Raw genomic sequence first — 23,398 nt, forward strand, 5'->3', positions numbered from 1 at the left:
CGCTGAGTACGCACGCGTGCCGATGTGCGCGTTATTCAGGCGTCTCCCGCGCTCGCGTTGACTTCGACACAACGAAAAGGGCACGAGACGAGGCAAATGGATCGGGAGCCGCCAACCGGAGCAGGCCAAAGAACATTCCAAGTCTTTCTCCCTCGGTATCCGCAGATAGGTCTTCTCCGCCGGCCGCGTGATGTCGACTCGGACAACCGGGGCTCTCGGTGATCGAGTCGGTGCAAAGCGGGGATCCATCTTGGTCTGTTCGCGTCGAGCAATTGGCCACGGGGCGTCGAAGGGGGAAGCGCCCAATCAAAGGATGCGAGAGTTGACTATTTAAAATTGGACTGATGGATGATTGATTTGTTTCGACCCGTGACTATGTTCAATGACTCGTCGCGGCGGGATGAATGAACATCTTCGAGGGCGCGCGAGGGAGGGGCGTGAGGGATGAAAGGGACGCAATTGGCGTTACCCGAGCCGCCGCGTCGGGGTGGCAAGCGGCCGGGGGCAGGGCGAAAGAGGTGTGAGGGGGCACGGCCGTGCGTGGCGCATCGGCGTCGGCCGGAACATCATTTCCGTCATCCCGTGCATGTGACGCTGCGTGTAGCGAAGGGGCTACCGAGCCTTCGCAACGAGCGACTCTATCTCGCCGTGGAGTCGGCGATTCGAGCGACGCGAAGGCCGGATTTTCGCATCGTGGAGTTCTCGGTCCAGGAAGATCATGTCCATGCGTTGGTCGAGGGCGACGACAAGCGGTCTCTCGAGCGCGGGCTCCGAAGTCTCATCGCACGCGTCACGAGACGCGTGAAGAAGGTGCTCGGACTCTCGCGCGCCAAGATCTGGAGCGACCGTTACCATCGCCGCGATCTGACGAGTCCGCGGCAGGTTCGAAATGCGCTCGTATATGTGCTGGCGAACTTCAAGAAGCACCTTCGCGTGATGCACGGCGCACCACGCATCGATCTCCGCTCCTCCGCGCAGTGGTTCACGGGCTGGATTCAGAATCGACGGCTCCCTGCGGAGCCTTCGCCGGTCGAGCCTCCGCGAACGTGGCTTGCCCGTGTGGGCTGGAAGAAGCACGGCCTGATTCATCCAGGTGAAGCCCCGCGATTCCCGAGCTGAGAGCCGCTCAGGCTATCGGCCGGATCTCGCGTCGGTCCCATACGGCAAAGCGCGCCTCCTCGGGTGCGCGAAGTCGCTTACCTTCGGTGGCCGACCACTCTTGGCCCTGCGTGTCCTGCGCCCGCCCGCACGTATCGCAGGCCAGCACCAACATGTTCGTGGTGGGGCTCTCGAGAAATTTCAAGCCGTCGGGGCCCCAACATCGTGGGCAATCGACTTCTGAAGCGACCGTGATCCCTTGCCGGAACGCCGAGGAGACAGCGCTTGCGAGGCTTTCCAACGTGGGGCGCTCGTGTGAACGAAGGCACCGCAGCGCGTGCGCTGCTTCGAGCGCAGTCCGGGACAGTGGATAGCGCAGCAGGTCGAGGTCGACGTATTTGTCCAATCCGTATTCGAGCCGTATCGGCTTGCCGAATTCGCCAACGAAGTGCGCAAGCCACCGCTGTAGGCACGCCAGCAGTGCGGTGCGGTCGACGTCGTCGGGTAATCGATAGAGGTAATCGACCAGACTCCGATGGAGCTTCGATGCGCCCATGCTGGGCCCGCGCACCTGGCCGACGGACATCGGGACATTATCGCTGATTCTCGCTGTTCGTGGGCTCGCTTTCTCCTATTTCATCGAACGCAACCAGGCGCCCGGTGACACAATCATCCATTGCGTCCCTGAAACTGTGTGCTCTCGATATGGGCCTCCTACGGCCACAACGCTCGCCGCCCACTGAAGCGCCCAATCAATGGGGGCGAGGTCCGCCTATTCCTGGACAAACGGCGAGCTCAGCGCTTCGGTTTGGCGACGACGAAGACGAGGCGAGCGGAGAAGGGAAGGGGGCGTGAGAGGACGTCGAGGGTTCGTCCGTTCGCGCGTGGTGGGGAGAGCTCCAGGCGGCCGATGAATTCCGGCTGGAAGGTGACGTCGCTGCTTGGATGAGCGCGCTGGAGGTGAGCGCGTGCTGCTTGGTAGGTCGATTCGCGGTAGCGCATGCCCGGCTTCACGCCGAGAGGCGCGAGGTCGTCCGGCAGTGGGTCGCCATTTTCATCGACGACCTCCACGGTAGAGATGTCGATCGGATCGCCGAGATTCACTGCGATGAACACGTCGGCCAGGTCGGCGCGGCGTTGGACCATGCGGGAGAGCTCCGCCATCGGATAGCCGTTCTCCCTGAAGAACGCGTAAATCTCGTTGCCGACGCGCCGCTCCTCGACGCGCGAGTACCACGTACCTGCGGGGAGGCTGGGAAGACTTGCACCCATGGCGTCGGCGCCCTTGATCCTCAAAGATCCGAAACGAAGTCTCGGGCCGGGGCGTACCGTGAAGAAGACGTCGACGTGTCGCCAGTCGTCTCGCGGGCGGACTTGCGGATCGTCGACTTCGGCGAAGGGGTAGCCTGCGTCGGCATAGGCGGCGAGCAGATTCCCGCTCGTTGCGTCGAGCGCGCCTGCGTACAAGTTCGGATCGAACAGAAAGACACTGGGTTCGGCAGGCCTGATGCGCTCTTCGTAGAGGTAGTCCTTGGCACCTGCACCCACAGGCATTCTGTCGAGCGTGGTGCGAGCGACGGTCATCGCGCGTTCGGTCATCGCGCCGCCGTCGGAGACGAGCACGTTCAGCGCGGTCGTGGCGTTTCGCGGCCCGTTCGACACGTGCCCGCCGCAGGCAGCCAAGAGGAGACTACCGGCGAGAAAGAGAGCACGCGTGACCATCGTGATCGACTTACGGGCGCGGGGAAGAAAGTCTTCCTTCCACATCCGATCTCCATGCTGCGGTGCGCCACACGCCGCACATGATCGAATTCGTCATGCTGGCCAAATCGATCGGGGCCCTCGCGCGTTCCATCAGCATGCCTCGCCACCTCCCGTGGACGGCCGCGGCGCTGCTCGCGGCCACGACCTTCGTGCGTCCCGCGCACGCCGAACGCACGTCGATCTCGACGTCGGTCGAAGGGCCGGACTTGCTCGTCGTCGTGCATGACCTCACGGACTATTGCTCGACCAACGCACGCACCGACGTCCTCCGTCAGGGAGACGTGATCCGCATCGTTCGCGATCGCCCCACGCGTGTCTCGCGTTGCGTCATCACGCGCGACGTCACGTTCGTCGTCCACGACATCGTGCCGGGCACGTATATGGTCAGCTACGAACAGCTGCCGTTCGTCGCGCCGGCACGTCCCTTGAGGCTCGCCTCGACGACCGCGTTCGTCCACGACACGCGCGCGGAGTAAAGCGAACGAGCGTCACCGGAAGTGGCATGGCGAATTCGTGACCGGAGGACTTTCGAGCTGGACGACCATCAACGTCGCGGGCTCGTTGCCGACCGTTCCCGAAGAGTGCCCTTTTCGACCCGTGGTGTCGGGCTTCGTATTCTGATCTTCTCCGAAGGAGATTTCGCCCGGCCCCATTTCGGTTCGTGTGCCGTCGGTGCTCTCGACGAACCAGCGACCGGAGAGTGGGATGATCCACTGAGGCTTCGGGTCTTCGTGCCACGGGCCGGACCAGCCGACCGGCTGCACCGTGACGATGACGGTGGCGTTGGACGGCGCCATTCGAGCCTGCCATTGGGGCTGCGCCGGCGGATTCATGCTCTTCAGATCGAAGTTCCGTATTTCGCACTTCGTCTGGTGCGTACTGCCGGATGCATCCGTCCAGATGTGCCAATAGTGCGCGCTGGGAGGGCTCGGCGTTGCGGCGTTCGCGCCGGCTCCGCTCGTAGCGACCACGGCCAAGAGCAGCCCCACTCCCAAGCCGCGTGACTCGCGAAGCGTCCTCGTGATCGTGCTCATTCGAACCCTCCTTCCGGCGATCGCGGGTGGTCATCGAAGATGAACGCCGGCACGCACGAGCTCCTCGAGAGCGCGCTCTCCGTCGCCGGGCGTTCGATTGACGGCCCGGGTGCCGTCGCGCAAGACGGTGACGTCGAAGCCGAGGCGGCGCGCGTCGAGCGACGTGTCTTTCACGCAGTAGTCGGTGGCGAGGCCGACGATGACGATGCGCTTCACTCCCCAAGCTCGAAGACGCTGCTCGAGCTCGGTGGGCTTCTTCTCCAAGCTCGTCGGGACCATGACGGTGAAGGCCGAATAACCGTCTTCGCCGCCGGTGCCTTTCCGTATCAACTGGAGCATCGGGTCGTCGATGACGAGGTCGGGATGAAAGGCCGCGCCCCAGCTGTCGTGGACACAATGTGTTGGCCAGATCCCGCCGTCCTTTTGGAAGTGCGGTGTACTCTCGGGGTGCCAATCCTGGGTGTAGACGACCCGCGCTCCTCCGCGCCGAGCGCGAGCGATCTCCTCATTCACGAACGGGAGAATCTCTCTGGCCTCTGCGATGGCCAGGCTCCCTCCGGGCGAGGCGAAGTCGTTCTGGACGTCGAGAACCAGCAGCGCCGTGTTCGCGTCGTAGGGCGCGATCATGGAAACCCTCACGAAGAGCAGTAAGGCTCTCCGGTCGTCGCGCTACTCGGTGATGCCGAGCCCAGCGGTGCGATTGCTTCAGCCTCGGAGCACCGTTCGCAGATAGGCTTGCACGGCCCGAACGGCCTCGGCGGTGGCGTCTTTCTGCGATAGCCCCGCAGGACGGCGGAGCGCGGCGCCGTGCGCGAGGCCCTCGACCATGTGGGGGAGGATGAAGAGCACCTTTTCGAAGTCCCGTTCATCGTAGGACTTCGAACGCGATTGGATCGCGAGTCGGAACGTGCTCCGCAAGCGCTCTTCGAACGCGCGCTCTCCGCCGGCATGGGGGACCTGCGTGGTGAGCAGCTCGTGGAGCTCGGGATCGGTGCCATGCGCCGACACGAGTGCCTCGACCAGGGCGCGAACCAGATCTTCGAACGACGAGTTCGCGTGGGTGACGAGCGTGCTCTCGACGATTTGGCTGATCTCGCCGACGTGCCGATCGTGCAGTGCGCCGAAGATGGCGCGCTTGTCCGGGAAGTATTGATACACGGATCCGACGCTCACCCCGGCCACCTCGGCGATGCGGTTCGTCGTGACCTTCTCGATGCCCCCGCGCTTGAGGATCCTCACCACTGCGTCGAGGACGGCTTCGACCGTCTCGCGTGCCCTTCGCTGCTTGGGCTCACGGCGCGCATCGCGCCGACGAACCTGAGCAACCTTCTCGCTTCGTGACGTTTGGGCGCTCTTTCGCGCGCCTTTCTCACGCTCGGAACGCGAGCTGACGCGACCAGCTCCGGGTCGTAAGGTTTTGGTCATACATGAGCAATTCTACAATTTCTTGGAGGCGAGTTTCGACAATGACGAAGACCGCTGCGCTCCTTCTCGGGAGCACCCGGGCGTCCGGATGGACGCGCAAACTCGGGCGCGCGCTCGCCCTACTTGCACCGCCGGACCTCGAGGTGCGGGAGATCGTCGTTGCCGACCTGCCCCTTTATCATGAGGAGCTCGAGCCTCGAGAGCCTCCGGAATGGGCCCGCTTCCGCGCCGAGATGCGAGCGGTCGACGCGCTCCTCTTCGTCACGCCGGAATACAATCGATCGATTCCGGCGATGTTGAAGAACGCGATCGACATCGGCTCGAGCCCCGAGGAGCACTCGGTGTGGAGTGGGAAGCCCGCGGCAGTGGCGAGCTTCTCTCCGGGCATGCTGGGCGGCTTCGGTGCGAACCATCACCTGCGTCAGGCGCTGGTGTTCCTCGATGTGCCCGTACTCCAGCAGCCGGAGATCTATCTGAGTCAGATCGACCGGCTGTTCGACGAGGAGGAGCGCCTCCGCGACGGGCCCGGGAAAGAGCTGCTCGTCACGTTCATGCAGGCATTCGACTCTTGGATTGCGCTCGGTGGTTAGACCAGCAGGACCGTTGCCGAGCGAGCTTCGACCGTTTCGATCGAACGGTAGGAGCCGAGATCGGCGAGCGCACGGAGGAAGCGCGTGACGAGGGTACGAGGAGTCGGCGCAGACTCTTCGGCGTCGGTGGTGGTGGCGACGTCTTCCGCGGGAGCTCGATTGGGAATGATCTTCGGCAGAAGGATCTGCACTTCGTAGCCTCGAAGGTCGTCGAGCTCGTCGAGGTCGCGGTGGGCTGCGTCGGGCTTCGCGAAGCGCGCTTCCATTCGTGCGATGCGGCCGTCGTCTTCGTCGAACGCGAACTCGAGCGACCAGAGCCGCAGCTCGCAAGGGAGCACCGAGACCTCGAGGAAGACGCGCATCAAGTCGGCGACGACGGGCGGCTGGACTTCCGCAATTCGCTCGCGGAGCCGCGCGTGAAGCGCCGCGACGTCGAACGTGGGGAGCGGACCTCCGTCCATCGCGCACTCAGTAGCAGGACCAGCGTCCAGCGGCGAGCCAGGGAGGCGTCCGGATCGCGCCTGCGGTGAGCTCCGAAGCTCCGAGGGTGAACACGTGTTCCGCGCTCACGACCATCTTCAATATGCGAGCGAGACGCGCGGCTTCGAGCCCACAAGATGTCCACAGGGCACCCCGCCGAATCGGTCCTGCTTCGTCGTTCGTGGTGCCGCGCGCTTGCTCGTCGAAACGGGCGTGGGAGCTACTTCGCTTTGCTCGCGGGCAGCGTGTCGAGCGCGAGATTCAATTGGAGCACGTTGATGCGCGGCTCTCCGAAGAGCCCGAGCCATCGACCCGAGGTGTTCGCGTCGATGAGGCGAAGGACCTCCGCTTCGTCGACGCGACGCGCGCGTGCAACCCGTCCGGCTTGGATGCGAGCATTGGCGATCGTGATGTGGGGATCGAGACCCGAGGCCGAGCCGGTGACGGCGTCGACCGGCACGGTCGCGTCGGGGGCGAGGCCGTTCTCGTTGCGGTACGCCTCGACGCGCGCCTTCACGTCGTCGAGCAGCTTCTGGTTCGTGGGGCCTTGGTTGCTCGCGCCGCTGAGGCCGGCGTTGTAGGGCGCGGCGATCGTCTTGCTCGCGTCCGCGGGGTCAGGACCCATCGTCAGGCTGGGCCGCGGGTGGAAGTACTCCGGCCGCGTGAAGTTCTGTCCGACGATGGCCGATCCCACCACGGCGCCATCACGTTCGAGCAGGCTTCCGCGCGACTGGAACGGAAAGAGGATGCGCGCGACCAGCGCCGTCGACATTGGATAGGCCAACCCGGTCAAGAGCATGACGAAGATGGCCGACACGAGAACGGGCCGGAGCATGCCGGTGTGCGGTCGTAGGGGCGAAGCTTGTTCCGTCATTTCAAAACCCGCTAGTAGGTGTGGCCGGCGGCCAGCTGGAGCTGTTCGACGATGGGACCGAGGGCGAGTGCGGGAAGGAACGTGAGTCCTCCCACGATGAGGACCACGAACACGATCAGGGCAACGAACAGCGGCGTGGCCGTGCGAACGGTGCCTGCGCCGGCGGGAACGGTCTTCTTGGCCGCAAGCGCGCCGGCGACTCCGAGCATCGGCAGCATCGTCAGGAATCGACCCACCAGCATGGCGAGTCCAATCGTCGTATTGAAGAAGGGGGTATTGGCGTTGAGCCCAGCGAAGGCCGAACCGTTGTTCGCCGTGCCCGACGTGTACGCATAGAGAACTTCGCTGAACCCGTGCGGACCGACGTTGTTGAGGCTGTTCTTCGCATCCGGCCAGACGGCGGCAATCGCCGTGAAGCCGAGAATGGAGAGCGGGTGGGCGAGAACCGCCAGCATCACCAGCTTGATCTCGCGTGCTTCGATCTTCTTGCCGAGGAACTCCGGGCTGCGCCCGATCATCATTCCGACGAGGAACACGGCGAGAATCGCGTACTGCACGAGATTGATGAGGCCGACGCCATCGCCTCCGAAGACGCAGTTCAGCATCATGAGAGCAATCGGGACGAACCCGCCCATGGGACTGAGCGAGTCGTGCATGGCGTTCACCGAGCCGGTGGTTGCCGCCGTGGTCGTGGCGACGAAGAGGCTCGTGTCGCCGATGCCGAAGCGCACCTCTTTGCCCTCCATGTTGCCGCCGCTCTGCAGGCTCGAGAGCGCCTGATCGACACCGAGCCCGCCGAGGAGCGGATTGCCGCTTTGCTCGGCCGAGTGGACGATGGAGAGAAAGCCCACGAACATCACGACGAACGCACCGAAGAAGACCCAGCCCTGGCGCCGCTGCGTGAGCATGCTGCCGAACGCGTAAGTCAGCGCCGAGGGAATCAAGAGCATCGACAGGATGTGCACGAGATTCGTGAGGGGCGTCGGGTTCTCGAACGGATGGGCGGAGTTCATCCCGAAGAAGCCGCCGCCGTTCGTTCCGATGTGCTTGATGCTCTCGAAGCTGGCCACGGCTCCGATGGAGAGCTGCTGCGTGGTTCCTTCGAGCGTCTTGGCGGTTGCCCACGATTCGAGCGTCTGCGGAACTCCTTGCCAGACGTAGACGAGGGCCGTGAAGCAGCAGAGCGGAAGCATCACGCGATAGAGCGTGCGCGTGTAATCCACCCAGTAGTTCCCGATGTCCGCGGCGCTGGTCCGACCGAGGCCGCGAACGAAGCCTGCGGCCGCTGCCACGCCGGCAGCCGCTCCGGCGAACATCATCGACGTGATGGCCGCCATCTGGCTGAAGTTCGAGAGACTGCTCTCTCCCGAGTAGGCCTGCCAGTTGGTGTTCGTGATGAACGAGGTCGCCGTGTTGAAGGCCAGGTCCGGTGGCTGCCCGCCGAGTCCCAGTGGGTTGAGCGGTGTCGCCGCTTGGGCGCGGAGAATCAGATATCCGAGGAGCATCATGGCGGCATTCGAAAGAAGGAGTGCCATGCCATAACGCGCCCAGCCCATGCGTTCGTTCGGATCGACGCCGAAGAGTCGATACGTGAAGCGCTCGGGAAGCGTGTGCCGCGTGTCAGTGAAGACGCGCGCCAGCCACTTGCCCATGAGTACGGCGAGCCCTGTCATTGCGCACAGGGCCGCCGTGAATGCCAAGATGTTGATCAGCATTCCAAGGCTCCGTTCAAACCTTCTCCATCGCGACGATGGCGAACGCGGTGGCGACGAAGAATGCCGCTGTCACTGCGATGAATATCAAGTCGTTCATTGGACGAATTCCCATTCGATGGCGGGATTGATTGCTCGCGCCGCGCAACCCGTGACGATCAGGTGAGGTGGAGCGCGACGAGGATCAGATCGATGATCTTGATCCCGATGAACGGCACGAGGATGCCGCCGAGTCCGTAGACGAGGAGATTTCGCTTCAAGAGCGCGTCGGCGCCAATGGCCCGATACGCCACACCTCTCAGCGCGAGCGGTACGAGGAAGATGATGATGATCGCGTTGAAGATCACCGCGCTCATGATCGCGCTTTGCGGTGAGGCGAGGCGCATGACGTTCAACTTGTCGAGCGCGGGATAGGTGACGGTGAAGGCCGCCGGAATGATCGCGAAGTACTTGGCAACGTCGTTGGCGATGCTGAACGTGGTCAGGGCGCCACGTGTCATCAGAAGCTGTTTGCCGATCTCGACGATTTCGATGAGCTTCGTCGGGTTCGAATCGAGGTCGACCATGTTGCCGGCCTCTTTCGCCGCCTGCGTTCCGGAGTTCATCGCCACGGCAACGTCGGCCTGGGCGAGCGCCGGAGCGTCGTTCGTGCCGTCTCCGGTCATCGCCACGAGCCGACCTCCGCGCTGGTGCTCACGGATCAACTTCAGCTTCGCTTCGGGCGTTGCCTCCGCGAGGTAGTCGTCGACGCCCGCCTCTGCAGCGATGGCCGCGGCGGTCATGGGGTTGTCTCCCGTGATCATGACCGTCTTGATGCCCATTCGACGGAGCTCGGCGAAGCGCTCTTTGATGCCTCCCTTGACGATGTCCTTCAGCTCGATGACTCCGAGGACCGTCGGGCCTTGGGCGACGACGAGGGGCGTGGCACCTCGTTTCGCCACCTCGGCGACCTTCGCGCGGACAGCGTCGGGGTACGTTCCGCCGCGCGCCACGACGTAGGCCTGGATCGCATCGGACGCGCCTTTGCGGATCTGTCGGCCGTCGAGATCCACGCCGCTCATTCGCGTCTGCGCCGTGAAGGGGACGAAGACGACGTCGCGGTCTCCCATGTGTCGCTCGCGAATCGCGAACTTCTCTTTCGCGAGCACGACGATGCTTCGCCCTTCCGGCGTCTCGTCGGCGAGCGAGGCAAGCTGAGCCGCATCGGCCAGATCTCGCTCTCCGACGCGCGGGGCCGGGTGGAATGCGGTCGCTTGCCGGTTGCCGAGGGTGATCGTGCCGGTCTTGTCGAGGAGAAGCACGTCCACGTCGCCCGCGGCCTCGACCGCCCGACCCGACGTCGCGATGACGTTCGCCTGGATCATGCGGTCCATTCCGGCGATGCCGATGGCCGACAAGAGGCCACCGATGGTCGTGGGAATGAGACACACGAGCAGCGCGACGAGAACCGTGATGGTGACGGGCTGTCCGGCGCCGGCGACGCCCACGCTGAAGATCGAATAGGGAAGCAGCGTGACCGTCACGAGCAGGAACACGATCGTGAGCGCCGCGAGCAGGATGTTGAGCGCGATCTCGTTCGGTGTCTTCTGCCGCTTGGCGCCTTCGACCATGGCGATCATGCGGTCGAGGAACGTATTGCCGGGATCGGCGCCTACGCGGACGATGATCCAGTCCGAAAGCACGCGCGTGCCGGCCACGACGGCGCTTCGGTCTCCGCCTGCTTCGCGAATGACGGGCGCGCTCTCGCCGGTGATGGCGGACTCGTTCACCGAGGCGACGCCTTCGAGAATCTCGCCGTCGCACGGGACGTCATCGCTCGCCTCGATGAGCACGACGTCGCCTTTTCGGAGGTCCGCGGCGGACACCATCACGACGGAGGCGTTGCGTCGTGGTTCCTGGAGCTTCTTCGCGATGGTATCGCGCCTCGACCGCCGGAGCGTGTCGGCTTGTGCCTTCCCGCGGCCCTCCGCCATCGCCTCGGCGAAGTTCGCGAAGAGGACGGTGAACCAGAGCCAGAGTGAAATGGCCAGGATGAATCCGGTCGGCGCCTCGCCTTTGCCCACGAGAGCTTGGAAGAAGAGCGCCGTCGTGAGGACACTTCCGACCTCGACGACGAACATGACCGGATTCTTGAATTGATGTCGCGGGTCGAGCTTCTTGAATGACTCGACGATGGCACGCTTGACGATCGGGGCGTCGAAGAGCGGGCGATCGTGGCTTCGAGACGGTGTGTTCAGGGGCACAGGGGCATGACCGCGCTGCGCCTTCTTGGCCTTGGTGCTCATGATCACTCGAACTTCTCGGGCCGCAGCATCGCTGCGAGCAGGTAGACGAAGAGGGCGCCGGAAACGACGGCGCTTACCAGGTGGAAGACGGACATGGCGGTCTCCTCGGAGACGTTCGCTCCTCGCGTGGAAGCGCGTGGGGGCCGAATGACGAATGGGAAAGTCGGTATTGGTCGACATGGTCAGAACCAGGCCGTGCCGCCCAGCAGGAGCGTGTCCTGCGTACGCGCGTTGGGAACGTACGGGGCCTGTGAACTCCCGTCGCCCTGGACGTCACCGCGGAAGAAGAGCGGGGCTTCGGCCATGTCGTGGCGATACTCGAGGCGAACGGAGAGCTGCTCGTGCGGGCGTACGTCGAGCGTGACGGTCCCGGAGCTCACCCACTCGACTCCGCCCCAGAAGAGAGGTGTGCTCGAGCGTCCGCTCGCGTCGGTTGCCACGTGTTCGTGGAAACGGTCGCCGCGCAGCGCGAGGTAGACGCGATTGAACGGCTGGAAACGCGCATAGATTGCGCCTGCGGCCCAGCGCGCCGTGCCGATGCGGCTATCCTCCCAGCCGTAGTCGCCCTGGCCGGCGACGGAGAGCCAGGGCGTCGGATCGACCTCCGCGACGGCGTCGAAGTGATGACGCCAGGCGGGGCCTTCTTCGGAGCCGCGCGAACGTTCGGTGCCACCGAAGTAGAGCGCCTGGAGAAGGAGCGTGCCCGCGATCTTGTACGTGACGTTCGCCTGGACGCTCTTCTCCTCGTTGTTGTCGACGACGCTGTTCCAGCCGTTGAAGACGCTGACGGTGGTGGTGAGCTCGTCGGTCCAGTCGTACGTCGCGCGAAGGCCCGTGTGGTAATACGGAAAACCCACGAAGAGGTTCGAGCGAGACCAGTTCCAGCTGTCTTTGACCGCGAATGTCTCGAAGCCGATGGGAGAGGCGACGAGCCCGAGCTGCAGAAGGAGCCCGCGCCCGACGGGGGCCTTGTAGCTGATGAAGGCCTCCTGCAAGTACTTCCACAGCTCGCCGTTCGATGCGTTCGCACCGCCGGCTCCCGCGAGTGCGGGCTCTCCGCTGTAGTAGCTGCTCGGCGTGCTTCCGATTTGGAGCACGACGCGCCCTCCCACGCGGCCGGCGTCCCAGTTCGCGCCGAGCGCCGCGTTGGTCAGCGAAAAGGTGTCGTGGCGATTGTCGAAGCCGCGATAATTGGTAATTCCGTTCGACGGTCGATTGAGGTTGTAGGCGTAGTAGGCCTCGACGTAGCCGGTGGGCACCACCTTGAGCGTCGACGTGTCCGGCGGCGGGGTCTCCGCCCGCTCCGCAGACGGGGGAGGGGGAGGAGGAGGAGAGTCCGGCAGAAGCTGAGGCGGAGCCGCGTGCGATTCGTCTTGAGCGAAGGCAGGGCTGGCGTGCGCGAGGCAAACGACGAGAGGCAACGCGATCGGTGCCGCGCGGCGCACATCGAATGGACGGAGATTGGCAAACATCGAATCGTTCCGTGGCGCGCGGCGCGTGGCGTCAGCGCGGTTGGTGTCACGCTCGACGATTTATCGGTCGTGGCATGAGCGCCGCGTCAATCCGGGGCGCGGTCACGTAAACGGCGCATAAAGGGCATCCGGGAACCGGCGGCCGCGCTGCAATGCGTCGGGCCCGCATTCTTTATGCGGTCTTGATCTCGCGACCCCTAGAACCTTGGCGTGGTCGCCGAGTCTCGTTGTCATGGCGGATCGTCGGCCTGATCCGGACGAACTCCTCTCCCACGTGAAAGACGTGGAGGAGCAGGCGCGTCGCGGGAAGCTCACGATATTCTTCGGAGCGGCCCCTGGCGTCGGCAAGACGTATGCGATGCTCGAGGCCGCACGCGTCGAGACGGGCGATGGCGTGCGCGACGTGCTCGTCGGCATCGTGGAGACGCACGGCCGCTACGACACGGCCTCGGCCCTCATCGGACTTGAGCTCCTTCCTCGACGGACGATCGTTCACCAAGGCATCAAGCTCGAAGAGCTGGATCTCGACGCAGCACTCGAGCGGCGCCCTCACGTCATCTTGGTCGACGAGCTCGCGCACACGAACGCACCGGGCTCACGCCATACGAAGCGCTGGCAGGACGTCGAGGAGCTGCTCGACGCCGGAATCGACGTCTTCACGACGTTGAACGTGCAGCATCTGGAGAGTCTGAACGACGTCGTGGCGCAAATCACCGGTGTCGTCGTTCGCGAGACCGTTCCGGACGCCGTCTTCGAGCGAGCCTACGACGTTCGCCTGATCGATCTCCCCGTGGGGGAGCTCTTGCAACGCCTGCTCGAAGGCAAAGTCTACGTTCCAGAGCGTGCCGCCCGCGCCATGGAGAACTTCTTCAAAGAAGGAAACCTGATTGCGCTGCGGCAGCTCGCGCTTCGGCGCACGTCCGACCGCGTCGACGCGAAGATCCGAAATTACCGAGCGGCGCATGGCATCGACGCACCTTGGCACACGGGGGAACGCATCCTCGTATGCATCTCTCCGAGCCCTCACTCCGTGCGTCTCGTCCGTGCCGCGAAGCGCATGGCATCGAGCCTCCAGGCCTCGCTCATAGGGCTCTACGTCGAGACGCCCGCTGCCATCCGGATGACGCCCGCAGCCCGCGAGCGACTCGCGACCAACGTGCGCCTGCTCGAATCCCTCGGCGGAGAGCCGGTGACCGTTCGCGGTGAGAACGCGGCGATCGAGACCGTACGGTACGCGCGCAAGCGCAATGTCACGAAGATTGTCGTCGGTAAGCCGACACACTCGCGCTGGCGCGACGTCGTGCGGGGGTCGTTCCTCGACGATGTCGTCCGCAGGAGTCGCGAGGTCGACGTCTACGTCATCTCCGGAGAGGCCGAAGAGCCCACCGTCGTTCGTGGGAAAGACGAACGGCCCCCGCGGACCGTGGCCGTCGCGCCTTATGCCGCCGGAGTCGTCGTCGTGGCGGCCGCGACGCTCGTTTCGTGGCTCATGTTCGGGCAAAAGGAGCTCGCCGACATCGTGATGGTGATGCTCTCGGGCATCGTCGTCGTGGCGATGAGGTTCGGCTACGGCCCGTCGCTCGTGGCCACGGTTCTCACGTGCCTGGCCTTCGACTTCTTCTTCATTCCGCCCTATCTCACGTTCGTCGTCTCGGACCTCAGGCACATTGCGACCTTCGCCGTGATGTTCGTCGTCGGCGTCGTCGTCAGCCACCTCACGCAGCGCATTCGCGATCAGGCGAACAGCGCAAGGCAGCGTGAGCGCCGAACGGCGAGCCTCTATGCGGTGACGCGCGAGGTCGGGCTCGCACAATCGCGCGACGCATTGCTCGACGCCGCGGCACGTCATCTCCGCGAGGTATTCCACGCGAACATTGCGGTTCACCTGCCCGCGTCGGATGGATCGCTCGCGATGGCGCTCGCCGACGAGGGCACCTTCGCGCCGGGCGGACAGGACGTCGGCATCGCTCTTTGGGTCTGGACCAATCAGAAGCGAGCGGGGAGGGGAACCGATACGCTTCCGTCCGCCGGTGCGCTCGTCGTGCCGCTCACGGGATCACGCGGTCGTGTCGGGGTCCTCTCGCTGTTTCCGTCCGCCGGTGCTCGGCTCGACGATGCCGACGAACGCCAGTTGCTCGAGACGTTTGCCGGCATCATCGCCTCCGCGCTCGAACGAACGTCTCTCGCCGACGAGGCGCGCGATGCGCGTCTGCGGGTCGAGACGGAGCAGTTGAGAAATGCGCTCCTCAGCTCGGTCTCCCACGATTTTCGTACGCCGCTCGGCGTGGTTACCGGTGCGACGAGCGCCCTTCTCGACGAGGAGACGCCGGTCGACGATTCGACGCGACGCGAGCTGCTCCAGACGGCGCACGAAGAGGCTCTCCGCCTCTCTCGTCTCGTGCGCGACCTTCTCGACATGACCCGACTCGAGGCCGGGGCGCTCAAGGTCAAGACGGGGCCGCTCTCGATCGAGGAGCTCGTGGGATCGGCGCTCGCGCGGACGTCGGATCGCCTGGCCGGCCGCGACGTGCGAACGAACGTGCCCGAAGATCTCCTCGCGTTTTGCGACTCCGCGCTCGTCGAGCAGGTCCTCATCAATCTCCTCGAGAACGCCACGAAGTACTCGCCGCCCGGAAGTCCGATCGAGATCGCGGCCAAGGCCGAAGGCGACGTGGTGACCATCGAGGTGTCGGATCGAGGCCCGGGCATCGAAGCGGCGTACGCCGAACGAGTCTTCGAGAAGTTCTATCGAGTCCACGAGGGCGAGGGCGGCGGCGTGGGCTTGGGCCTCACGATCTGTCGAGGCATCGTCGAAGCTCACGGCGGCACGATCGGCGTGCGTTCGCGAAGCGCTGGCGGCGCCACCTTCCATTTCACACTCCCGCGCGCGCCCGCCAGCTCGCTTGGTGAGGTGCAGGGCAAAGCGTCATGACCACCGAACAGAAGCCCCTCGTTCTCGTCGTCGACGACGAGCCTCAGATGATGAGGTTCGTGCGTCTCGCCCTCTCGTCTCGTGGATATCAAGTCATCGAGGCGACGAATGCCAACGAGGGTATCCAGCAAGTCACCGCCTACACGCCCGACGTCGTCCTCCTCGATCTCGGCTTACCCGACAAGGACGGTATCGAAGTCGTGAAAATGCTCCGCGAGTGGAGCCGTCTCCCGATCATCGTCATTTCGGCACGCGGGCAGGAGGAGTCAAAAGTTGCCGCGCTCGAGGAAGGGGCGGACGACTACATCACGAAGCCCTTCGGCGCCTCCGAGCTCGTCGCGCGCATCCGCGTTGCTTTGCGCCATGCCGCGCTCATGCGCGATACCACGACCGCCAGCATCGAGATCGGCCGCGAGATCACGGTGGACCTCGTGAAGCGCGTCGTCACCAAACGGGGCGAGGAGGTTCACCTCACGAAGACGGAATACAAGCTTCTCGTGGCACTGGTGAAGCACGCCGGAATGGTCATGACCCACCGCCAGTTGCTTCTGGAGGTATGGGGCCCAGGTCACTCCGACCAGGTCCAATACCTGCGCGTCTACATGACCCAACTGCGGCACAAGCTCGAAGCCGATGCCGCACAACCGAAGCACCTGCTCACCGAACTCGGCGTCGGCTATCGCCTCAAACTCGATGGGTGAAGCTCAGCGTGGCGGTTTCGGTCGCGTCGCGCGCTTCGTGAAACGCGTCACCGGACAGGCGGCAGAGGGGTGGTGACGAGCTTACGGTGCGCCATGCCTCCGGGATAAGCGTAGCTGGAGGCGACGCCCCAGCCCCACACGGTCGCCGTGAAGGGCCCGTCGCTCTTCATCTTCTGCAGACCGTTCTGGCAGGTCTTGTCGCCGAACTTCTGGCCCGGTCCGCCACTTCGCGCGAGATCGACGCGTGTGAACTCGTATTCGCCGCGTGTTCCGATGGGCTTGAAGTCCGTAAGATTGCCGGCGCACTCGAGCCACACGTCTTTGAACTCGCCGCGAGTTTTGGCGCGCACGATCACGAGCGACGTCTCGGGATACGAGGGATCGGCGTAGAAGCTATACGAGTTCAGATATTGCCGCGAAGGGATGACGTTGACGAATTCCGGATCACCCCACTGCCCCGTGGACGGAGAGCCGAAGTAGCCGCCCTCGAATCCCGTCATGAACGCGGCGACGTAAATGGGATGATCGGCATCCTGCGTGCGCACCACGAACGCGTCGCCCGTTCCGGCAGGAAACGTCGCCACTTCACCGGCCGACAACTCCGTCGGAGCGCCCGCGGGAATGACCGGATCGTAGTCGAGGCGCGTGCCGTCTCGGGCTGCGACGATGCGATACGGCATCGTTTCGTGTTCGTTGCCCGTGCGCGGGCGATAGCCGACGCCGACGTACTCGGAGCCCCACTGCTCGAACGCAGGGATCTGCTGGTCGAGCGAGTCGCAAGCGCCGCCCGTCGTCGGAATGTTCGCGCAAAGATGTCCGCCGAAGGTCGTCGTCGGTTTGGTGGACTCGACGATGCTGCCGGACAGATCGCTCGACTGGACGAACTGAAGGTGCTGGCCCTTGCCGAGTCGGTACGTCGCCGGCACCTTCGCCGCCGCACCTTTGACGCCCGTGCCGTTCTGGATCTCGTGCGTGGGAAGGATGGTGATCTCGGTCTCGTCTTCGGAGGCGACGATCTGCGTCGTCATTCCCTCGCCGCCCTCCCACGGATTGACGATGAGGTGCTGCTTGCCCCACGTGACGACGGGCAGGAGTAGCGTGGCGCTGGGAAGGAAGGTCGTCGCGCCGCCGAACGGGTACATCGCAACGAGCGACACGGGCTTGCTCGTCTTCAGATGAAACGAGGTGCCGATGCCGGTGGAGGACGACGTGAGCCCCGAGAGCACGGCAGGAACGACGCCGCTCGGGCATCCCGCATAGTGCGCCCCCGACATGGGCTTCTCGGGATCGTGGTCCGAGACGAAGAGAATGACGCTGTCCCCCGGCGCGATCGGTCCGCTCTGGGGAGTGAGCCTGTCGCTGCCGCTCGTCGGGCGGAATACCGCCTTCGAGATATCGAGGGATTTGCCATCGCGCTCCAGCGAAATCTCGGCGGGCTGCGTCGACGTGTTGACGATGAACGTCGCATAACAGCTGTCCGGCGCGTCGGCGAACGGCGCGGGCGACTGGAAATAGAACTCGCATCCGTTCGAGCTCTGATCCGCGGCCGCCGCTGCGCACGGCTCCTGACACAGCGCGGCGCCACACGCCTGCTCTTCCGAGCACGTTTCGACGACCTCACCCGAGCACGAACGAACGACCTGCCGGCCGTCGATCGAACACTGGAATGGGCAGTCGCCGGCGTCACCGGCCTCTTGGGCGGCGTCGAAACCGTTCCCCGAGGTATCGAACTCGCCGCGGTCCTCGCCACAGGCAATGGCCGCGGCCGCGGCGATGAGCGCGAGGCCGACGAAGGAGAGCGCCGCAACGCTGGATGCACGCACGCTCATGGAAGCACCACCTCCACCGGAACCAAGCTCCGTCCCTTGACCTGTCCGTTGCCGAGCTGCCCCGTGGAGTTGCTCCCCCAGCAGTAGATCTTGCCGCTCGTGAGCAGCGCACACGTCGTGTTCGGAGTCGTCTTCACGTCCGCCGCTTGCTCCTTCAGGCCCTCGACCTGGACGGCCTTGTATGCGTAGATCTGCGTGCCGTCGCCCGCTTGGCCACTGTCGTTGGGGCCCAAGCAGTAGACGACGCCCGAGACGGAGGACGCACACCAGCGATACCGCTGCCAGATGCCGTCATCCCGCATGTACCCGTGCGTCGTCGCCATCTGGACGATGGGCTCGGGAGTCACGACCGGCATGGGGATCCCACGCTCGGTGATGGAGCCATTCCCCCGTTCGAGCGGGACGACGGGAGCGCCCCAGCAGTAGCCGGTGCCCCCGGCCGTCGCGCAGGCGTTGTCGTCCGCCAGATCGAGCATGAAGACGCCCTTGAGCGCGGCGCTCTGCGGGTTCGGATCCGGGAAGAAGGGCGAGACGCGTCCAATCGGCGGGTTCGCTCCCCAGGTCACCATGGTGCCGTCCTCACGCAGAACGAGCGTGGCCCGACCGACGGTGATCGATCGAACGGGCGCGCCGGACGGCAGAGGCATCGGGCGCGGCGCCCCCAGGTCCTCGTCGCGGCTTGGAGGACCCAGCTGTCCGTCCCCGTTGCTTCCCCAACAAAGGACCTCGCCTCCACCGCCACTGCCACCCGTGCCGGCGCATGCCGCCGCCTTCCCGACGCCGACGGCGGTGGCGGCAGGAAGATTGAGCTTCACCGGCGCACGCTCCGTCGTTACGGCGCCTACGTCGTCGCGCAAGAACGGTCCCGTGCCCCAGCACCACACGGCCCCGTCTTTGTCGATGGCGCAGGTGTGATCGAGTTTGACGATGTTCGAGAGGCCGACGACGCGCTCCGCGTTCGAGCTCGGGATGGTGGCCGCGTCTTCCCCGCGACCGAGCTGGCCACCGCGGTTCGCTCCCCAGCACGCCACCGTGCCGTCGCTGAGCAGCGCGCAGAAGCCCTCGCCGGGATCGCCGTCGGCCCCGAACGTGGTGACGAGCGACGTTGCGCACGGTTGCGACGCGCAGCTCACCGGCAGCGCGGTCACGTCCACCCACGCGGCATCGCGCGGAGACTCCGCGTCCACCCCGGCATCGCCCGCCGATGCCTCCTGCGGAGCGGCGGCATCGTCGCCGACGACCACGCTCGGTTCGGGTCGACGCTGTCGCTGCTCGAGCAGCTCGCGGCCGCGCCACCCGCTGCCAAAAAGCAGGTGGCGACGAACACGCCCGAGGCTCTCCGATCAAGGCGTCGTTTTGTGAAGCGCATAGTGGAGTCCGATCGCCCAGAGATTGGTGTTGGAGGTGCCGCGCACCTGGTGGAGCGGCGTATCGAGCGGCGACCCGTTGATTGCCGTCGGGGAGAAGGAGAAGGTGGCCGCGTCGATCCCGAGACGCTGAATGTCGTCCGGCGTGAAGAGCCCGAGGCCGCTGCTCCACTTCGCAGGATCGTTGGGTGTTCGGAGCACCATTCCCCAGCCGCTCAGCCACGTCTCCGTGCCTTGCACCCAGACCGAGTTCACCAGCGACGGCAGTGCGTCGCGAGGCACCTTGGCGGCCACACGGTTGACGCGGGCCAGGCCCTCTCCCGCCGACTCGACGTACGCAAAGAGGTCTTCACCGACGACACCGACGGCGCGGCCGGGCCCCACCGCTTCGATGTTCGTGAGAAAGCCACCGTTCGACCAAGGGCCCGTATCGCCTCTCGGCGTCGTCCACTCGAAGGCTAGGGCCCCGTCCTTCGGCAAGCACGTGTTGCTGTAGTAATCGCTGAACTCTACTTCGTTGATGACGTTGTCGACGACGCGCCGATAAACGCCGCCCGTCTTGTGAATGACGAGTGGGCAGCGGAAGACGTTCCAGTCGCCGTACCTGCCTCGTCCGCCGGCGAACCAGATGTCATCGGGGCCCGAGCCGCTGGCGCCGAAGACGAAGAACGTGTCGGCGCCGTTGTCGACGTCGTCCGCAATGTATTCGGGAACCCACGCGGGCGCGCCGCCATCTTTGCTGTTCCAGTGGAAGATCGTATTGGCGTACCAGGCGTAGACGTCGTCGGCCGAGGTGCCCCAAACGCCGATCGCCGTCGCCTCGTGCAGGAGGTAGGACGGATTCAAGTACTCGACGTGACCATGATCATGGTCGGCGCTCGCGTCGTGACTGTTGTCGTCGAGTTGGCTCCGCTCCCACGACCAAGGCGACGCCTTTGCCGAACGTTTACCGTGGTAGATGAAGCCGGGCCCGGCACCGAAGTAGAGCTCGTTCTCGTTCGGCGCCCAGATCTTTCCGGCGTGGCTATCGAACGCAAACGAGTTCTGGGTGTTGTCGTCGATGTAACTCCAGACGCGCGTAGTCTCGTCCCACTCGAGGACTTTGACGCCGAGGTTCTCGCTCTCCGCGATCGCGAAGGCGCGAGTTTCGAACGGCCAGATGTCCTTCAGGGTCAGATCCTGATCGGGCAGCGTGGTCGAACACCATCCCCCGTTGCTGCACGAGGGCACGATCGGCGGAGCGCTGTCCGGCGCCGCGTCTTCCTTGACTCCCCCGTCGGGCAGGGCCTTCGGGCCCTCCTCGTTCGGCGGCGGCGGAGGTTCGTCGTTCGAGGTCGCGCACGCGACGGCGGCGAAGAGCGAGAGCGCGACGGAGGTGAGGACAACAGCGCTTCTCATGGCTTTCCTCCGAGGGCCAGGACGACGCCGTAGCCACCGATCCAGACGTGCCCCGGCCCTGACGACCACACGGAATAGAGATCCGGACGCCGCGCGCCGAGGCCCGCAATCTTCACGCGCGACCAGCTCGCGCCGTCGTAGTGGAGAACGACGCCGGCGTTGCCCACCGCCCAGACATCCGAGGACGAGGTGCCCCACACCGCATTGAGGTTCTCGTTCGTGGGCACGTCCTTGACCTCGTCCCACTGCAGCGGAGCGCCCGTGTAGTGACGGATCGTCCCGCTTCCACCCACGGCCCACACATCCGTATCGGAGGCCGCCCACACGCCCGTCAGGCGCTGCAACGTCAACGAATTGAACAGCGTCGCCGACGGCGTCTCCCCATCGGCGTCCGTGATGCGCAGGGCAGCGCCAAAATCCCCGACGGCCCAGAGCGTCTTCGCGGATGCCCCATGAATGCTCGCGAGCTGGCTGCAGAGGAGCTCACGACAGGAGCCCGACGGAATGCCCGCGACCACTTCGAGCGTCGACGTCGTGGTGAGCTGCAAACGCCACATGGTGCTCTCGGTCGCGATCCAGAACGACGAAGAGCCGGGAGCCGACCATCCTGCCTTGAGGGCAGCGCCGAAGTCCGGTGGCAGCTCCGGCGTCGCATGCAGCGTCCAGCCGCCGGAGGACACGCCTGCGTCCGCACCACCGTCGCCGAGGCCTCGCGAATACATGCCCTGGACCGAGCCGAGCGTGAGCTCACCTCCGCCAGCCAGCCAGATGGCGCGCTGGGATTCTTTCGTCCCGACTTCGGAGACCGTCCACGAAGCGCCGTCGAAGTGGGCCATCGCGCCCACCGTGCCGGCGAGCCAAACATCGCTGGCCGAACGGCCACGAATGACGTTGATCCGCGTTCGCCAGTCCATGCCCACGTCGGGGTTCGACGGATCGAATGGGCCGTTCGGGCAGAGGACGTCGGACGCGCACGCCTCTGGGAAATACTCGCAGTCACCGCACGGCGCGGCGTCCGCCTCGCTTGCGGCATCGCTCTCCCCTCCATCCGGCACCGGCACGGACGTCGAGGGGGCGTTGTCGACATGAGCGTCGTTTTCGTCCGAGGCGCACGCCGCGAGCGTGCTTCCCATCGCCACGGCAGTGCACGAAAGCGCGCCTGCCAGGCCGAGCTGCCATCCTCTCGCCTTCATCGCGTAGGGCCTCCTCCTGCGTCCTTGCTGCAAGGCTCCACCACGCATCGGCCGGCGACGCACGCTTGGCCTGCCACCGCATCGCAGACGCGCCCGCACGCTCCGCAGTTTTGCGGATCGCTGTCCGTGTTGACCTCGCAGCCGTCGGACCACGCGTTGTTGCAGTCCGCGCGACCCTCGTTGCAGTCCATGACGCAGGCGCCGTAGTTGCAGACACCCTTGGCATTTCGTTCTGGGACGTAGCAGTCGACGCCGCACGCTCCGCAGTTGTAATTGTCCGACGTGAGGTCGACGCATCGGCCAAAGCAAAGCCCGTCGTAGCAGCCCGCGTCGCAGAACGTCTTGTCGGGCGGGCACATGCAGCGCGGGACGTTGTTCTGGTCCAGGCGGCACACCTGTCCGTCCCCACACGCGTTTCCGCAGGCGCCGCAATTGTCATCCTCGACGAGGAATTGCTCGCACCCGTTCGACTCCTTGTTATCGCAATTGGCGTAATACGGCTCGCACTTCACGTTGCCGCAATTGCGGTTTACGCAGCCGTAATAGGCGTGCGGCAAGGCAGGAGCTCCGCCGTTGGTCGGATCGCAATGGGTCTGGCAATCACCGCAATAGTCGTCGTCGCTAATCGGGTCCCAGCATCCCCGGTCGCAATAGATCTTGTTCGAAGGGCAGCCGCAACCGAACACGCCGTCGTTGTTCCGCCCCGACTGGTCCACGCATCGTTTCTTCGGATTCGTGCACTTGTTCCCGCAAGCCCCGCAGTGCTCGTCGTGGAGCGCGCTGGCCTCGCAGCCGTTGTCGACGATGCCGTCGCAGTCGAGCGAGCGCGAGCTGCCACGGCAGGTGAGCGCGCAAGCGCCCTCGACGCAGGCGAAGATCTCGTTGCCCGTGTCCGTGGGGCACGAGAGACCGCAGGCGCCGCAGTTCTTCACGTCGGCGCGCAGGTTCACGTCGCACGGAAAACGAGAGTTCGGGCAGGTGGTCCAGCCCGGAGGGCACTTGTCCGTCGGACAGTACTCGGTAAGGGCCACGCTGCCGTCGTTTCCCGCGTCCTCGACCGTGCTGAACCCCGGCGCAGCGCCGTCGGCGAGATCGTTACCGAGGACGAACGCATCCTTCTCGGAGGCGGTGCACGAGGCGGCGAGCAGCGCCACGAGCGAAGCCGCCCCGAAGAGCGCAACAGGAACGTTTGGCCGCAATCGAGCGGAAGAGCGATGAGAACGTTCATTCATGGCGACGGTCGA

Annotated in this window: 21 protein-coding genes; 5 read left to right on the forward strand and 16 right to left on the reverse strand. The window is 65.1% G+C overall.

All coding sequences use genetic code 11. The features are described from left to right. Window positions 1–444 precede the first annotated feature (444 nt). Window positions 445–1,119 (forward strand): transposase, encoded by a 675-nt coding sequence (locus AKJ09_RS20350; protein WP_146648868.1) that lies wholly within the window; start codon window positions 445–447, stop codon window positions 1,117–1,119. Window positions 1,120–1,126: 7 nt separating this feature from the next. Here the strand turns inward: AKJ09_RS20350 and AKJ09_RS20355 are convergent, their stop codons facing one another. Together AKJ09_RS20355 and AKJ09_RS20360 are read right to left on the reverse strand one after the other, a co-directional pair. Beyond that, on the reverse strand, window positions 1,127–1,684 hold the full coding sequence (locus tag AKJ09_RS20355; protein ID WP_146648869.1) for a hypothetical protein: 558 nt from the start codon (window positions 1,682–1,684) through the stop codon (window positions 1,127–1,129). A gap of 209 nt (window positions 1,685–1,893) precedes the next feature. Beyond that, the gene (locus tag AKJ09_RS20360) at window positions 1,894–2,865 is read right to left on the reverse strand and encodes a BamA/TamA family outer membrane protein (RefSeq protein ID WP_146648870.1); all 972 of its coding nucleotides are present in this window, start codon (window positions 2,863–2,865) and stop codon (window positions 1,894–1,896) included. Between the two features lie 35 nt (window positions 2,866–2,900). On the opposite strand from AKJ09_RS20360, the gene AKJ09_RS20365 reads away from it, so the two are divergent. Continuing rightward, on the forward strand, window positions 2,901–3,338 hold the full coding sequence (locus AKJ09_RS20365; RefSeq protein ID WP_146648871.1) for a hypothetical protein: 438 nt from the start codon (window positions 2,901–2,903) through the stop codon (window positions 3,336–3,338). A 12-nt stretch (window positions 3,339–3,350) separates the two neighbouring features. Here the strand turns inward: AKJ09_RS20365 and AKJ09_RS20370 are convergent, their stop codons facing one another. The 3 genes from AKJ09_RS20370 to AKJ09_RS20380 form a co-directional block, all read right to left on the reverse strand. After that, entirely contained in the window at window positions 3,351–3,896 is a 546-nt protein-coding gene (locus AKJ09_RS20370) for a cupin domain-containing protein (RefSeq protein ID WP_205633752.1), read from the reverse strand. 30 nt (window positions 3,897–3,926) lie between these two features. After that, window positions 3,927–4,523 carry an isochorismatase family protein gene (locus AKJ09_RS20375; RefSeq protein WP_146648872.1) on the reverse strand — a complete coding sequence of 199 codons (597 nt, stop codon included), beginning with the start codon at window positions 4,521–4,523 and terminating at the stop codon, window positions 3,927–3,929. 78 nt (window positions 4,524–4,601) lie between these two features. Next, a complete protein-coding gene (locus tag AKJ09_RS20380; protein WP_146648873.1) occupies window positions 4,602–5,321 on the reverse strand; it encodes a TetR/AcrR family transcriptional regulator in 720 nt (239 codons plus the stop codon). A 41-nt stretch (window positions 5,322–5,362) separates the two neighbouring features. Between AKJ09_RS20380 and AKJ09_RS20385 the strand changes: the two genes are divergently transcribed. Continuing rightward, window positions 5,363–5,911, forward strand: coding sequence for an NADPH-dependent FMN reductase (locus AKJ09_RS20385; protein ID WP_169927694.1), 549 nt, complete (start codon window positions 5,363–5,365; stop codon window positions 5,909–5,911). On the opposite strand, the gene AKJ09_RS20390 is transcribed toward AKJ09_RS20385, so the two are convergent. The 6 genes from AKJ09_RS20390 to AKJ09_RS20415 form a co-directional block, all read right to left on the reverse strand. After that, complete coding sequence (locus AKJ09_RS20390; protein ID WP_146648875.1) at window positions 5,908–6,372, reverse strand: hypothetical protein; 465 nt, start codon at window positions 6,370–6,372, stop codon at window positions 5,908–5,910. The genes AKJ09_RS20385 and AKJ09_RS20390 overlap by 4 nt on opposite strands. 239 nt (window positions 6,373–6,611) lie before the next feature. After that, window positions 6,612–7,265, reverse strand: coding sequence for a K(+)-transporting ATPase subunit C (gene kdpC / locus AKJ09_RS20395; protein WP_146648876.1), 654 nt, complete (start codon window positions 7,263–7,265; stop codon window positions 6,612–6,614). 11 nt (window positions 7,266–7,276) lie between these two features. Further along, entirely contained in the window at window positions 7,277–8,980 is a 1,704-nt protein-coding gene (kdpA, locus tag AKJ09_RS20400) for a potassium-transporting ATPase subunit KdpA (protein ID WP_146648877.1), read from the reverse strand. A gap of 155 nt (window positions 8,981–9,135) precedes the next feature. Continuing rightward, window positions 9,136–11,262: a potassium-transporting ATPase subunit KdpB gene (gene kdpB / locus AKJ09_RS20405; protein ID WP_146648878.1), complete on the reverse strand. Its 2,127-nt coding sequence runs from the start codon at window positions 11,260–11,262 to the stop codon at window positions 9,136–9,138. 2 nt (window positions 11,263–11,264) lie between these two features. Beyond that, entirely contained in the window at window positions 11,265–11,357 is a 93-nt protein-coding gene (gene kdpF, locus AKJ09_RS20410) for a K(+)-transporting ATPase subunit F (RefSeq protein ID WP_146648879.1), read from the reverse strand. 87 nt (window positions 11,358–11,444) lie between these two features. Beyond that, window positions 11,445–12,734: an outer membrane beta-barrel protein gene (locus AKJ09_RS20415; RefSeq protein ID WP_146648880.1), complete on the reverse strand. Its 1,290-nt coding sequence runs from the start codon at window positions 12,732–12,734 to the stop codon at window positions 11,445–11,447. Between the two features lie 232 nt (window positions 12,735–12,966). On the opposite strand from AKJ09_RS20415, the gene AKJ09_RS20420 reads away from it, so the two are divergent. After that, a complete protein-coding gene (locus AKJ09_RS20420; protein ID WP_146648881.1) occupies window positions 12,967–15,666 on the forward strand; it encodes a sensor histidine kinase in 2,700 nt (899 codons plus the stop codon). Next, the gene (locus AKJ09_RS20425) at window positions 15,663–16,367 is read left to right on the forward strand and encodes a response regulator (protein WP_146648882.1); all 705 of its coding nucleotides are present in this window, start codon (window positions 15,663–15,665) and stop codon (window positions 16,365–16,367) included. Before AKJ09_RS20420 ends, AKJ09_RS20425 begins: the two co-directional genes overlap by 4 nt. A gap of 47 nt (window positions 16,368–16,414) precedes the next feature. On the opposite strand, the gene AKJ09_RS20430 is transcribed toward AKJ09_RS20425, so the two are convergent. The 5 genes from AKJ09_RS20430 to AKJ09_RS20450 all read right to left on the reverse strand — a co-directional run bounded on the left by AKJ09_RS20430 (window position 16,415) and on the right by AKJ09_RS20450 (window position 23,386). Further along, window positions 16,415–18,196: an IgGFc-binding protein gene (locus AKJ09_RS20430; protein WP_146648883.1), complete on the reverse strand. Its 1,782-nt coding sequence runs from the start codon at window positions 18,194–18,196 to the stop codon at window positions 16,415–16,417. Beyond that, a complete protein-coding gene (locus tag AKJ09_RS20435) occupies window positions 18,193–19,440 on the reverse strand; it encodes an RCC1 domain-containing protein (protein WP_146648884.1) in 1,248 nt (415 codons plus the stop codon). Before AKJ09_RS20435 ends, AKJ09_RS20430 begins: the two co-directional genes overlap by 4 nt. Window positions 19,441–19,539: 99 nt before the next feature. Further along, window positions 19,540–20,961, reverse strand: a complete 1,422-nt coding sequence (locus AKJ09_RS20440; protein WP_146648885.1) for a hypothetical protein — start codon at window positions 20,959–20,961, stop codon at window positions 19,540–19,542. Beyond that, window positions 20,958–22,154, reverse strand: coding sequence for a WD40/YVTN/BNR-like repeat-containing protein (locus AKJ09_RS20445; protein ID WP_146648886.1), 1,197 nt, complete (start codon window positions 22,152–22,154; stop codon window positions 20,958–20,960). The genes AKJ09_RS20440 and AKJ09_RS20445 overlap by 4 nt, the downstream gene beginning before the upstream one ends. Continuing rightward, the gene (locus AKJ09_RS20450; protein WP_146648887.1) at window positions 22,151–23,386 is read right to left on the reverse strand and encodes a hypothetical protein; all 1,236 of its coding nucleotides are present in this window, start codon (window positions 23,384–23,386) and stop codon (window positions 22,151–22,153) included. The genes AKJ09_RS20445 and AKJ09_RS20450 overlap by 4 nt, the downstream gene beginning before the upstream one ends. Between the last annotated feature and the right edge of the window lie 12 nt (window positions 23,387–23,398).

The sequence above is a fragment of the Labilithrix luteola genome (assembly GCF_001263205.1).
GTDB classification, from domain to species: domain Bacteria; phylum Myxococcota_A; class Polyangia; order Polyangiales; family Polyangiaceae; genus Labilithrix; species Labilithrix luteola.